Genomic DNA, 13136 nt, shown 5'->3' on the forward strand with positions numbered 1-13136 from the left:
GAACCGCCGTATACCGAACGGTACGTACGGTGGTGCGGGAGGTCGGCTACCCAATTAATGGGAGCCTCCTACCCGATCTCTTACAGTATAAGAGACTGCAGAGCTATCGTCTATCCATCGACAACCTATTGCCAATCAATTGTAACAGTGGTATAATCAGAACAATTGTAAACAGGAGGAAATCATGAAAGATAATGTATTAATACTTGCCATAGAATCTTCGTGTGATGAAACAGCATGCTCAGTCATTGAAAACGGAAGAAATATTTTATCAAATATTATATCATCTCAAATAGAAATACATAAAGAGTACGGCGGAGTCGTTCCTGAAGTTGCGTCCAGGAAGCATATTGAAAATATAAGCGATGTTGTGAATGAAGCTATTATAAAAGCAAATGTAAGCTGCGACCAGATAGATGCTGTTGCCGTTACCTACGGCCCGGGGTTGGTCGGAGCACTATTGGTAGGTGTTAACTATGCTAAAGGACTGTCTTATGCATGGAATAAACCGTTGATAGGTGTAAATCATATAGAAGGACATATATGTGCCAATTTTATAGAAAATAAAGACCTTGAGCCTCCATTTGTTTGCTTAGTTGCATCAGGAGGGCATACGCACCTGATTTATATCAATGATTACGGCAAATATGAAATCATGGGAAAAACAAGGGATGATGCTGCAGGAGAAGCCTTTGACAAGGTTGCAAGAGCTATCGGGCTCGGATATCCCGGAGGACCTTTAATAGAGAAGAAGGCAAAGGAAGGAAATGAAACAGCAATTAATTTTCCAAGAGCTGTGATAGATGAAGACACTCTTGATTTTAGCTTCAGTGGTCTAAAGTCGGCGGTTTTAAACTATATTCATAACAAACAACAGAAAAATGAAGAAATTATAGCTGAGGACGTGGCTGCAAGCTTTCAGCAAGCAGTAGTAGATGTGCTTGTAATGAAAACTATGAAGGCAGCTAAGCTAAAAAACTGTAAAACCGTTGCACTTGCAGGAGGAGTAGCATCAAACAGCAGTTTAAGAGAAGCTCTTGAAAAAGAATGCAAAAAGAATAACTATGTATTTTTAAAACCATCATCAATATTATGCACTGACAATGCGGCGATGATAGGATGTGCGGCATATTATAAATATTTAAAAAAAGAATTTTCCGACGCATCATTAAATGCAATTCCAAATTTAAAACTTGCAGATTAATTAACAGCAAACGTTAAAAAAAGTATCAACAGTTGTGGATAAAGCTGTTGATACTGATATTTCAGCAAAAAGTTATCAACACCTTTTCAACAAAGGGTGGATAACTTTTTGTATTTACAGTATAAGCGACCGACACCAAATATAAAATTTGGGTCGTCTGCTTATTTTTTATCTAATATTTCAGTCCATTCATCATAATATTGTTCTAATTCATTTTTGAGTATGTTTATTTTTTCATTTAAGTTCATAACTAATACTTTGTCATCATATGTCGAAGGTTGACATAATGCAAGTTCCAATTCAAGAATTTTATTTTCATGCATTTCTATCATTTCTTCCAGCTTCTTTATTGATTTTTCCCGCCTTTGCCTGTCCCTTATCTGTTCGCGCTCCTTTTTCTTTTCTGCGTTTATTTGTGTCTTAGTCTTTGCTTCGATTATTTCATCGTCATCTTCTTCAAGCTCTGCTTTCTTCTGTAAATAATAATCGTAATTACCAAGGTATTGAAAAACTCCTTCTGAAGACATATCATAAATATTATTTGCAATTTTATTTAAAAAATATCTGTCGTGTGATACAACTAAAACAGTGCCTTCATAGTTTAAAAGTGCATCCTCCAGCATTTCCTTTGAATCTATATCTAAATGATTTGTGGGCTCGTCCATCAATAAAAAATTAGCATTCGATGTCATCAGCTTCAGTAATGATAACCTGCTTTTTTCACCACCGCTCAGTTCTCCTATTATTTTATACAAATCATCTCCGGTGAATAAGAATTGAGCTAACATAGTTCGTACGTCATAATAATTTAAATCCGGATTACAGTCCCAAATTTCATCGATAACTGTATTTTCATCGTCTAAGCTCGTTTGCTCCTGATCGTAATAACCTATATTAACATAATGCCCCGTACTTATGGAACCGTTGAATTTGTTCAATTTATTTGAGATAACCTTTAAAAGCGTGGATTTTCCTATTCCGTTAGGACCGATTATACCGGCTCTGTCTCCTTTATAAATGTTCATATTAACATTTTTAAAAACGTTATATTCATTATAGCTTACAGATAAATTTTCGACCTTTAACACATCTCTGCCGCTTTTAACCTTAGGTATAAAATGTAATTTAACCTTTTTACTATCTGTTTGCGGTTTATCCATCTTCTTTATTTTGTCAAGGGCTTTCTGTCTGCTGAATGCTTGTCGGATATTTCGTTTACTGCCGTAAGCATGAAGCCGTCGTATCATTTCTTCTTGCTTTTCAATTTCTTTTTCATATTCATCATACTGCTTCATTTTCAGTTCGAGCTCTTGTTTTCTTTTTTTCATGAAATCAGTATAATTACCGTTGTATGAGCTTAACTTTTTATTTTCCAGCAATAGTATTCTGTCTACCGTATTATCCAGAAAATATCTGTCATGAGATATGATTATGGCAGCACCGCCAAAGCTTTTAATATATTTTTCCAGCCACGAAATTGCATCAATATCTAAATGGTTTGTCGGCTCGTCAAGTAATAAGATATCTGCTTTTTCCAATAAAAGCTTTGCAAGCATAACTCTGCTTTTCTGACCTCCGCTTAAAAGATTAACCGGTTTATTGAATTCATTTTCAGAAAAACCTAATCCCTTTAGAACTCCCCGAATTAAGCTTTTAAATCCGTAGCCGTCGGATTCTTCAAATTGTTCACTCAATTTAGCATAAGTGTGCATTAAACTTTCAAGCTCTGACTTATTATCGTTTTCGGTAAAATTGCTTATTTTATTGGATAGAAGGCTGAGTTCTTCTTCTATTTTAATAACATCATTAAAAATCGTCAGCATTTCATCCATAATGCTCATATTGCTGTCAATTTTCGTATTCTGTTTTAAATAACCGAGCTTTTTACTTTTTACCCTGTAAATTTCTCCCGAATCAGGCTCTAAGCTTCCTGTCAAAATATTAAACAGTGTTGTTTTGCCGGCTCCATTAAGACCGATTAATCCAATTTTCTCATTATCATTAACTGAAAATGATATATTTTCTATTATATTATCTACTACGTAGCTTTTAGAAACATAGCTGCAAGATAAAACTATCATAATTAATCCTTTCGATTTAAATACTTCATGGTTATACGAGATTTGACTGTTCAATTAAATGTTAATAAAAAATCTCATATTATCCAATATATTAGTAACGTTCTTCATAAACATCTTTTTCATATTATTATCAAGTGGTTGTCCATCAAATCTTATTGTATTTTGGTTGTTCATATAAACTATCAGACTTTCTAAAACTTCGGAAAAATCAATATCAATAATTTTTTCACTGTCTGTTATAGTATTCTTATCTGCACCTAAAATGAAATCAGTTGACACATTAAAATAATCAGCCATCTTCAAAATCAGTTCTATACTTGGTTTGCGCTTTCCGTTTTCATATAGGGATATTGCAGATTCAGAAGTGCCTAATATTAAACTTAAATCCTTTGCTGTCAGATTGTTTTTCAATCTCAGATAGCGGATCCTTTCACTTATTTTACTGCTCATTTATGAAATCCTTTAATTATATTTGTTTAATTCAATAAGGTTAATACAATCATTTAATTATAATTCATAAATTGATAAAAAACAACAATAATTTACAATATGTAATTTTTTTATATAATTATTGACAAAATGTAAAGCTTGATTTATCATATAAGTAAGTAAAATTAAAGGGGGTTAGGAATGATAAAAAGCAGGATTGCTGAAATCGTTTTTGATGTAGAAAAATATATTGAAATTATTGAATTAAACCGTTTTAACAACATGTTTTTTGTAGTGGCTGCAGTTGGAATAATAGAAGGAAATATACAAGTATCTAAGGAAGATAATCGAATAACGTTACTTGATATTTATAATGTTAACTGTAAAAATTCTGATTATATTTTTTTATCCTTGTATAATTTAATTAAAAGTAACAGTGACTTATATAATTATATCGTTAAGTATTTTAATTTGTGGCACGGAAGAGAATTTAAGGAATTTACATATGATAATTATCACAAAAACGAGTTAAAAAACAATTTTAATCAGTTAATTTCTTTAATTTATGATGAATTAAAATATGCCATTAAAAATAAAGACTATGAAACTATTTCAATATATGAATCTTTTTTATATAATATAATAGAAGAATTTAAGTAATTAATAAGATGATAGGTTGTTGAAAATCCTGCAAGGCGCCGGAAGACGGGCAATCGCAGCGCAACAAAGCAGGGAGATCTTTTCAGTAACCTTAGATACCAAAAATTTAATTGGTATCTTTTTTTTTATATGAAAATATGCTAAAATATATGATGATTTATATTTTTTTTATTAATACGAATTAGCATTATCAATTTATTTATATCGGAGGAAAGATGGGAAAATTATTTGGTACAGATGGAGTCAGAGGAATTGCAAATAAAGATTTAACACCTGAATTAGCATATAAGTTAGGACGAATCGGAGGATATTTTCTTACAAAGGGCAAGAAAAGACCAAAGATGGTCGTAGGAATGGATACGCGTATATCAGGGGATATGCTGGAAGGAGCTTTGTCTGCAGGATTAAATTCTGCAGGTGTAGATGTTTTATATTTAGGTATACTTCCTACTCCTGCCGTAGCATGCATGATAAAAACATTAAAGGCAAATGGCGGAGTTATGATTACTGCATCACATAATCCTGTAGAGTACAACGGCATAAAATTCTTTAACGAGCAAGGCTTAAAATTAACAGATGAAACAGAAGATTCAATAGAAGAGTACCTGCTCAATAATATTGATATAGATTATCGTCCTGTTTCCGGGGAAATAGGACGAAAGATTTTGATAGAAAGTCCAACTGATATGTATAAGGATTTTCTGAAAAAGACAATTAACGTAAATTTAGAAGGAATGAAAATTGCGGTTGATTGCGGTAACGGAGCCGTTTATAAAGCTGCACCGGAATTGCTCAGTGAACTTGGAGCAAGCGTATATGTAATACATAATGAGCCAAACGGTATCAATATAAACGTAGAATGTGGTTCAACCAAGACCGAAGAGATACAGAAGCTTGTGTTGGAAACAGGAGCAGATGTAGGACTTTCTTTTGACGGCGATGCAGACAGATTGATAGCTGCAGATGAAAAGGGTAATATAGTTGACGGGGATCATGTTCTTGCAATTTGCGGAACTCATATGAAAGAAAATGGAAAATTAAGAAGTAATGCCGTAATCGGAACAGTTATGACTAATATGGGTCTGGACGTATGTCTGAAGGAACATAACATAGATATTGTAAAAACTAAGGTGGGAGACAGATACGTCCTTGAAGAAATGCTTAAAGGCAATCATTCAATAGGAGGAGAGCAATCAGGACACATTATATTTCTTGATTACAATACGACAGGTGACGGACTTCTTACAGCACTGCAGCTGCTAAGTGTCGTAAAAGAAAAGAACACTAAGCTTTCAGAGTTGGCGAGCATAATGCAGGTAATGCCTCAAACTTTGGTAAATGCTCACGTATCACCGGAGAAAAAAAATGCTTATTTAGATGATGAAATAATTAAAAACAAAATTCAGGAAATAGAGAATCATTTTAGCGGAAAAGGAAGGGTGCTTATCAGACCTTCAGGAACAGAGCCGATGGTAAGGGTTATGATTGAAGGAGAAAACCAAGCAGAATTAGATATGTATGCTAATGAATTGGCAAAGCTGATAGAAGAAAGACTAAAATAAAAGTGAACAATGAAAAATGATTGTAGAATTTGTGCAATAGCACAAATTCTTTCATTAATTGTTCACTGTTCACTATTCACTGTTCATTGTTAAACGGTATTTCCATATATGGTATGTATATGAATTTCTCTTTTGGCTGATGATAGACAACTATAGATTTCAAGGTATATTCAGGGTAAGAAGTTAATTTAATTTCTGCCCTCTTTTTAACTGTTTCAATATCAATGGGTCTTTTGGGACGTTGTTTCACTATGGTCAGATGAGGCGTATAACCTCTTTTTTCTTTTACAAGCTTTAACTTTTTAAATATATTTTCATATAAATTGATTAATTCCTTGGAATATACATTAATATAAAGCACTCTGTTACCAAACTGTCCTAATTTATCAAGCTTTATTTTAAACGGTTCAGTATTTTTGCACACTTCAATTAAATCCGCAACAAATGAATCTTCATCAGGAAGAGCCGGTGGCGGTGCTATCGTAATGTGAGGTTCAGTTGTAAGAAATCTGAATTCAGCACGCAGCATTTCAATTTTATTTTTATATAAATTCGGAATAGGTGCACCTATAAAATATTTCATAAATTATCCTTTCTGTTATTGCTATGAATATACGTAAATCTGCCGCTATGTCATTCTGAACGCAAGTGAAGAATCTCATCTTTTGAACTGCTGAGATCCTTCGCTATCGCTCAGGATGACGAATACGGGGATTATTCATTTATTGTGGTGTGAATGGCACATGATAATTCCGAGCATCAGTCGGTGGGGAATCTCAGGTTTTTATTATTTTCAAATTATCATGCCTATTATACAATAAATCAGGGCATAATTAAACTAAATTGTTTCTCGGGATTATTAGTTATGGATGAAATTTTAGAAATAGTGTTAAAATATGTAGAAGCGGGAGGACCATTGGCAGGTATCTTATTTACTGTCGTTGAGGCATTTTTTCCCATACTCCCACTGGTCGCTTTTGTTATAATAAATGTTGCAACATTCGGGTTTTTCTTCGGGTATCTCTATTCGTGGGCAGGAAATTGTATCGGCTCATTTCTTTTGTTTTTATTAATCCGCAAGGTTGGCGAAAAAAAGTTCGAAGAAAAAATCAAACAAAGTAAATATAAAAGTACTTTAGAAAAAATCAAACAAAAAAACACTACACTCATGTTTTTTTTATATTGCTTTCCTTTTTCTCCGTCATTTTTAATAAGTGGAACGGCCGCTTTGGCTAACATGAATACAAGGCGTTTCTTAATAACGCTTTTGCCGGCTAAATTTGTTATGATGCTGTCTTTGGCATTCATAGGAGAAAATGTGAGCTCATTTTTTGAAAATCCATTAAAATCAATACTTTATATTTTATTAATCTTGCTTGTGAATTTGTTAAGTAAAAAATTATTATTTTTCCTTACCGACTAAACCATATAAAAATAGTTTTATTATTCCAAGCTTATAATCATCACCGGTACCAATATAATTTGGCTGTTGTGTAATATATGATGAAGCTGTCATAAAAGACAAAATTGCATCATCCGGTATATTCTCGTTGATATAGCCTTCGCTTTTACCGTTTTGAATAAATTTTGTGAAAATAGCCTTTATTTTTAAATTTGCTGCCTCGGTGTATATATCTTTTAAAGCTTTATCCTGCCAGGCATCAGAACTAAAAAATGTCTTGCCCGAATTTGTAATTGCATCGTGTTTTTTTGTTATTATTATTTTTAATTTTTCTTCAAAAGAGATGTTGTCTTCTAAAATTTCATCATACTCATTTACCAAAATATCAATATAAGAAATAAGAACTTCCTTTGCAAGAGAAATTTTATCACCAAAATAATTGTATATTGAAACTTGAGACACATTTGCTTTGGCAGCTATTTCACTTATTGATACGTCTGTTACCCCGTGTTTTATAAACAATTTACGAGCACTATTGATAATTGCTTCCTTTTTTATTTGAGTTCGTTTTTCATAACCGTTCATTATAATCACCTTCATATTTATGTATATAGATTATATCATATCTGAGCCGAGTGCAGCGCAAGCTCGCTTGCATTGTCGAGGCGATGGTATGATATATGCATTATATCATGGTTTTGAAATAATTCAACGATTATTTCAAAACTATATTGACATTACTATTTATATAATATATTATGAAATAAAGTGGTTTAAATTTCAAAACTTCCGGAGGCAAAAAAATGAAGACATATGTCTTAAAATTTAACGAAATTGATAAATCAATGATAATGGATGTAGGCGGTAAAGGTGTTAATCTTGGAGAATTGACAAAAATAAATAACATAAATATACCTGATGGTTTCTGTGTTACAACAAAAGCATATCAAGAAGCTATTGCAGGCAATGTTGAGCTGAAAAAATTATTTGCTGAATTATCAGAATTAATGCCCGAAGACAGAGATGAAATATCTTCTGTGAGTAAAAGGATAAGAGAGATTATTGAAAATATTAAAATAAACAGTGATATTGAGAATGAAATATTGGATGAATTATCATATTATGACAAGGAACATTCCTTTGCAGTCAGATCAAGCGCAACTGCCGAAGATTTGCCCACTGCTTCATTTGCAGGACAGCAGGACACTTATCTGAACATTAAAGGAAATCATGAAATTATCAGATCCATAACAAAATGCTGGGCATCGCTTTTTACCGACCGTGCAGTAACATACAGAATAAAAAATAAATTTGACCATAAAAAGGTTCTGCTTTCTGTAATTGTACAGAAAATGGTTATGGCGGAAGCGTCCGGAACAATGTTTACGGCAGATCCTATGACTTCTGACAGAAAAACACTTTCAATTGATGCGGGCTTTGGTCTTGGAGAGGCATTAGTTTCAGGAATTGTAAACCCGGATATATACAAGGTGAAATTTGAAAGCATTACAGAAAAAAAGATAGGAAAAAAGAAAATAGAAATTAAGCCTGCGGCTGATGGTGAGACAGAGGAATTAAATATAGATGATGAAAGAAAAGGCATGCAGGTTCTTTCGGATAGTCAGATACTGGCTCTTGCAGGAATCGGCAGGAATATAGAAGCTTATTTTAACAGCCCTCAGGATATAGAATGGTGCTTGTATAACGATGAATTTTATATAGTCCAAAGCAGAGGAATAACTACTCTGTTTCCAATTCCGGATTGTGAAGGCAAAGAAATTCCCAGAGTGTATATGTCAATTGGTCACACCCAGATGATGACTGATATAATCAGACCGTTAGGAATGTCATTTTTTGAAATGATTTCAGAATCGACTATGGATAGGATAGGCGGAAGAATATATGCAGATATAACTCATGACTTATCATCATATGCAGGTAAAAAAAGACTTATAATGGCAACCGGCAAACAGGACCCGCTGATACAATATGCACTTAATAATTTAATAAAAAATAAAGATTTTATGAAATCACTTCCGCGTGGTGAAAGAAATATTAAGGGCGGAATATTTACCTTTAAATCTTTGTTAGAAACATTTAACGTAAGCAGGAAAAATAATCCTTACATTATAGAAAGTTTATTAGAACGATTCGAAAAGGAAATTAAGGAAACAGATAATCTGCTTTCTGAATTGTCAGGGTCGGATGCTCTTGAGTTCATTCAGAGAGAGAAAGAAAAACTGCTGTCTATGGCTTACGATCCGACAATGCTTGGAGCAATCATAGCAGGGATAATGGTAAGTGATACCATAAATAAAAGTGTAGAAAAGTGGACCGGTGAAAAAAATATTGTGGACATTCTGTCTAAATCGGCTGAACGCAACGTTACAACAGAGATGGGGCTTGCACTGTGCGATTTATCAGATGTTGTGCGAAAGTATCCTGATATAATAAATTATATATCAGATAGTCCAGACGGCGATACACTTCTGGAAGATATAAAGGGATTGCACGGTGGTGACGAGGTTGTTGAAGCATTCAGGTTATTTCTTGATAAATATGGCATGAGGTGCCCCGGTGAGATAGATATAACAAAGGATCGCTGGGAAGAGAAACCTGCTCAGCTCGTACCGTTAATATTAAACAATATCAATGTTCTAAAAAGCAGGGAGCAGCAGGAGAAATTTGAAGCAGGAAAATTAACGGCAAAAGCAAAAGAAGATGAAATAATAAAGTATTTGGAGAGTATGCCGGGCGGTAATAAAAAAGCTGAGAAACTGAAGAAGAATATCAGCATCTTAAGAAATTTTATAGGATGCAGGGAATATCCAAAATACTATATTGTGAGAAGATATAAGATTTACAAAAGAGTATTAAAAAATATAGCTGATACACTTGTTGCAAAGTGTGTAATCAAAGAAGCAGAGGATATATATTACATGTATTTTGATGAACTCAAAGAAGCTGTATCTGCAAATAAATTTGATTATAATGTTATTGAGAAAAGAAAAAATGAATATATGCATTTTGAAAAATTAACACCTCCAAGAATAATTACTTCAGACGGATACGTACCGCCTGTAAAAATGTCGCATTCTGCAAATATTCCGGAAGGTGCATTATCAGGAATTCCGGTTTCATCAGGTATCGTGGAGGGAAGAGCAAGAGTGATTTTATCAATGAATGATGCCAAGGTAGAAGACGGTGATATTTTAGTGACACAATTTACCGACCCAAGCTGGACTCCGCTATTTGTTACTATAAGAGGTCTGATAACCGAAGTAGGAGGCTTTACAACGCATGGAGCGGTTATAACGAGGGAATACGGTCTTCCCGGAGTTGTCGGTATTGAAAATGCCACAAAGATAATAAAAGACGGACAGAAAATACGGTTGAACGGGACGGAAGGATATGTGGAAATATTAGAATAGGGTGAATCTTTCACAACCTATGAAATATTTATGAAAAAAACTGTTGACATTAACGCAGCGTGAATGTGTACACTGTTAATGTAAGGAGTGAAGAAATGGAATATACAATAAAAAAACTCAGCGCATTGGCAGGAGTCAGTACGAGAACATTAAGGTACTATGATGAAATAGGGATTCTGAAGCCGGCAAGAATCAATTCATCAGGTTATCGAATTTATGGTGAAAAAGAAATTGATATACTGCAGCAAATTTTGTTTTACAAAGAGCTTGGTGTTAATTTAGACAGCATAAAGGAAATTATTACATCTCCGGATTTTGACGAAACAAAAGCACTGAAGCAGCACTATAATGAACTCCTTGCAAGAAGACAGCAATTGGATGCTTTAATCCATAATGTTGAAAAGACAATATTTAATAAAGGAGGGAAAATAAAAATGAGTGATAAGGAAAAATTTGAAGGCTTTAAGAAAAAGCTTGTAGAAGATAATGAAAAAGAATTCGGAAAAGAAATAAGAGAAAAATACGGTGAGGAAGCTGTCAAGAAATCCAATGCACAGTTTATGAACATGACAGAGGAACAGTACAACGAATTGCAGGGGCTTGGAAACGAGGTTCTCAAAACATTGAAGGAAGCCTATAAAGAGGGAAATCCTGCAGGAGAGCTTGGCCAGAAGGCAGCAGAGCTTCACAGGAAGTGGATTACATTCTGTTGGGGAAATTACAACGCCGAAGCACATGCCAATTTAACACAAATGTATGTGGATGATGAAAGATTCAGGGCTCACTATGATAAGGAACAGCCCGGATGTGCCGATTTTCTAAGAGATGCGGTTAAAATATATACCGAAAAAATCAGATAAAATAAAGCTTTAAAATCTTGCGGTTGCTTAAATAACCGCAAGATTTTTTAACAAATCAATATTAAATTTATTAAATCAAATTCTAATGATTCATTAATATTTCTTTTATAGTCTTTTAAGTATGTTTATCCATAATTAGAACATGAGACATTAACATAGCAACATAAGGAGAGATTATGGAAAGCAAGAAAATTTATATTGTTCTCACGAGAACAAACACAATATTATCAAGAATGATTGGATTTATTAAAGATGATGAATATACACACGCTTCAATTTCATTGGACAGGCATTTTAGGAAAATGTACAGCTTCGGCAGAAAATATACGTATAATCCTTTTGTAGGACGGTTCGTTAAAGAGAATTTGAATGAAGGAGTATATGGAAGGCAGGATAACCTGCACGGTTTAGTAATGGAAATTGAAGTGACCCGAGAGCAGTACAGGAAAGCGGAGAATTTAATAAACGAATTTATTTTGAAAAAGGATTTATACAAATATAACTATATTGGACTTGTTAATTGTTTACTTAACAGGGTATCATGCAATAATCACAGATTTTTATGCTCTGAATTTGTTTATTATATTTTAAATAAAAGCAGCATAGCTAATTTTAATAAATCCGGAAATCTTGTAAGACCGCAGGAACTGCTAAATATAAAGGGAAGGGTTGTATTCAGCGGAAACCTGAAAAATACAAACTGGTCAAGAAAAACATTCAATGAGTCTGAACTTATACCAAGGTATCAATACGCGGAAATATAATCCGCTTGTTGATGCCTTTTTTACTTTTATACACCTATAGTACCAACACACAAGTTGAGACTTGTATGTTGACATAAAGCATATCATGTGCTACAATGACTAAAACGACAAATGTAGTCAAATAGTTAAATAAAAAGGAGGAAGTTCACATGCCAAAGTCTTTTACTGAAAATGAAAGAGAATATATAAAAAGAAGATTAAAGGAAGAAGCAAAAGAGTGCTTAAATCTATATGGCATCAAAAAAACAACGGTAGATGAGCTTGTGAAAAGAGTCAATATACCCAAAGGAACGTTTTATTTATTTTATGATTCAAAAGAATTGCTGCTGTTCGATGTGATTAATGACGTTCAAGATGAAATACAAAGCCATATAATTAGCGAATTACAGGTTTTAAATGGCAACATTGACAGTGAAGAATTAACTGAACTTTTATTCAGGCTTTATAAAAAGGTTGAAAATACATTTTTATTAAATATTTTAACAAACGGCGAATTAGAACTACTGATGAGAAAGCTGCCCCTTGATGTCGTGGAGAAACATTTTGTTCAGGATGATATGATAATTGAAAAGATTCTAGGAGTAATTCCGCATAAGACGGATTTGGATATTAAGCATTTCAGCGGAGCATTGCGCGGCATATTCTTGTCCATGCTTCATAAAAGGGAAATAGGCGAAGATGTGTTCGATGGATCATTAAAGCTTATGATAAAGGGAATTGCAATTCAATTGGCGGAGGAATAA

The 13136-nt window shown here is 33.5% G+C and carries 12 protein-coding genes; 8 read left to right on the top strand and 4 right to left on the bottom strand.

Features of this window, described 5'->3' with window-relative positions:
* The first annotated feature begins 184 nt into the window (after positions 1–184).
* A complete protein-coding gene (gene tsaD, locus HZF24_RS13485; protein ID WP_179238864.1) occupies positions 185–1204 on the top strand; it encodes a tRNA (adenosine(37)-N6)-threonylcarbamoyltransferase complex transferase subunit TsaD in 1020 nt (339 codons plus the stop codon).
* 161 nt (positions 1205–1365) lie between these two features.
* On the opposite strand, the gene HZF24_RS13490 is transcribed toward tsaD, so the two are convergent.
* Positions 1366–3285 carry an ABC-F family ATP-binding cassette domain-containing protein gene (locus HZF24_RS13490; RefSeq protein ID WP_179238865.1) on the bottom strand — a complete coding sequence of 640 codons (1920 nt, stop codon included), beginning with the start codon at positions 3283–3285 and terminating at the stop codon, positions 1366–1368.
* Between the two features lie 54 nt (positions 3286–3339).
* Positions 3340–3735: a helix-turn-helix domain-containing protein gene (locus HZF24_RS13495; RefSeq protein ID WP_179238866.1), complete on the bottom strand. Its 396-nt coding sequence runs from the start codon at positions 3733–3735 to the stop codon at positions 3340–3342.
* A 180-nt stretch (positions 3736–3915) separates the two neighbouring features.
* Between HZF24_RS13495 and HZF24_RS13500 the strand changes: the two genes are divergently transcribed.
* Together HZF24_RS13500 and glmM are read left to right on the top strand one after the other, a co-directional pair.
* Positions 3916–4374 carry a hypothetical protein gene (locus tag HZF24_RS13500; protein WP_179238867.1) on the top strand — a complete coding sequence of 153 codons (459 nt, stop codon included), beginning with the start codon at positions 3916–3918 and terminating at the stop codon, positions 4372–4374.
* A gap of 215 nt (positions 4375–4589) precedes the next feature.
* Positions 4590–5936: a phosphoglucosamine mutase gene (gene glmM / locus HZF24_RS13505; RefSeq protein ID WP_179238868.1), complete on the top strand. Its 1347-nt coding sequence runs from the start codon at positions 4590–4592 to the stop codon at positions 5934–5936.
* Positions 5937–6012: 76 nt separating this feature from the next.
* Here the strand turns inward: glmM and HZF24_RS13510 are convergent, their stop codons facing one another.
* Positions 6013–6519 carry a 2'-5' RNA ligase family protein gene (locus HZF24_RS13510; protein ID WP_179238869.1) on the bottom strand — a complete coding sequence of 169 codons (507 nt, stop codon included), beginning with the start codon at positions 6517–6519 and terminating at the stop codon, positions 6013–6015.
* A 282-nt stretch (positions 6520–6801) separates the two neighbouring features.
* On the opposite strand from HZF24_RS13510, the gene HZF24_RS13515 reads away from it, so the two are divergent.
* Positions 6802–7359 (top strand): TVP38/TMEM64 family protein, encoded by a 558-nt coding sequence (locus HZF24_RS13515; protein WP_179238870.1) that lies wholly within the window; start codon positions 6802–6804, stop codon positions 7357–7359.
* Here the strand turns inward: HZF24_RS13515 and HZF24_RS13520 are convergent.
* The gene (locus HZF24_RS13520) at positions 7339–7938 is read right to left on the bottom strand and encodes a TetR/AcrR family transcriptional regulator (RefSeq protein WP_179238871.1); all 600 of its coding nucleotides are present in this window, start codon (positions 7936–7938) and stop codon (positions 7339–7341) included. The genes HZF24_RS13515 and HZF24_RS13520 overlap by 21 nt on opposite strands.
* 203 nt (positions 7939–8141) lie before the next feature.
* On the opposite strand from HZF24_RS13520, the gene ppsA reads away from it, so the two are divergent.
* The 4 genes from ppsA to HZF24_RS13540 all read left to right on the top strand — a co-directional run bounded on the left by ppsA (position 8142) and on the right by HZF24_RS13540 (position 13136).
* Complete coding sequence (gene ppsA, locus HZF24_RS13525; protein WP_179238872.1) at positions 8142–10769, top strand: phosphoenolpyruvate synthase; 2628 nt, start codon at positions 8142–8144, stop codon at positions 10767–10769.
* A 95-nt stretch (positions 10770–10864) separates the two neighbouring features.
* Positions 10865–11629, top strand: a complete 765-nt coding sequence (locus tag HZF24_RS13530; protein ID WP_179238873.1) for a MerR family transcriptional regulator — start codon at positions 10865–10867, stop codon at positions 11627–11629.
* Positions 11630–11805: 176 nt separating this feature from the next.
* On the top strand, positions 11806–12393 hold the full coding sequence (locus HZF24_RS13535) for a hypothetical protein (RefSeq protein ID WP_179238874.1): 588 nt from the start codon (positions 11806–11808) through the stop codon (positions 12391–12393).
* Between the two features lie 149 nt (positions 12394–12542).
* Entirely contained in the window at positions 12543–13136 is a 594-nt protein-coding gene (locus tag HZF24_RS13540; protein WP_179238875.1) for a TetR/AcrR family transcriptional regulator, read from the top strand.

Source organism: Sedimentibacter hydroxybenzoicus DSM 7310 (assembly GCF_013403245.1).
Classification (GTDB): Bacteria; Bacillota; Clostridia; order Tissierellales; family Sedimentibacteraceae; genus Sedimentibacter; species Sedimentibacter hydroxybenzoicus.

Bases quoted from the DNA above. Each gene is read 5' to 3' on its own strand.
- ppsA (WP_179238872.1), top strand. From the start codon at position 8,142: ATGAAGACATATGTCTTAAAATTTAACGAAATTGATAAATCAATGATA.
- HZF24_RS13510 (WP_179238869.1), bottom strand. From the start codon at position 6,519: ATGAAATATTTTATAGGTGCACCTATTCCGAATTTATATAAAAATAAA.
- glmM (WP_179238868.1), top strand. From the start codon at position 4,590: ATGGGAAAATTATTTGGTACAGATGGAGTCAGAGGAATTGCAAATAAA.
- HZF24_RS13495 (WP_179238866.1), bottom strand. From the start codon at position 3,735: ATGAGCAGTAAAATAAGTGAAAGGATCCGCTATCTGAGATTGAAAAAC.
- HZF24_RS13520 (WP_179238871.1), bottom strand. From the start codon at position 7,938: ATGAAGGTGATTATAATGAACGGTTATGAAAAACGAACTCAAATAAAA.
- HZF24_RS13530 (WP_179238873.1), top strand. From the start codon at position 10,865: ATGGAATATACAATAAAAAAACTCAGCGCATTGGCAGGAGTCAGTACG.
- HZF24_RS13490 (WP_179238865.1), bottom strand. From the start codon at position 3,285: ATGATAGTTTTATCTTGCAGCTATGTTTCTAAAAGCTACGTAGTAGAT.
- HZF24_RS13535 (WP_179238874.1), top strand. From the start codon at position 11,806: ATGGAAAGCAAGAAAATTTATATTGTTCTCACGAGAACAAACACAATA.
- HZF24_RS13515 (WP_179238870.1), top strand. From the start codon at position 6,802: ATGGATGAAATTTTAGAAATAGTGTTAAAATATGTAGAAGCGGGAGGA.
- HZF24_RS13500 (WP_179238867.1), top strand. From the start codon at position 3,916: ATGATAAAAAGCAGGATTGCTGAAATCGTTTTTGATGTAGAAAAATAT.
- HZF24_RS13540 (WP_179238875.1), top strand. From the start codon at position 12,543: ATGCCAAAGTCTTTTACTGAAAATGAAAGAGAATATATAAAAAGAAGA.
- tsaD (WP_179238864.1), top strand. From the start codon at position 185: ATGAAAGATAATGTATTAATACTTGCCATAGAATCTTCGTGTGATGAA.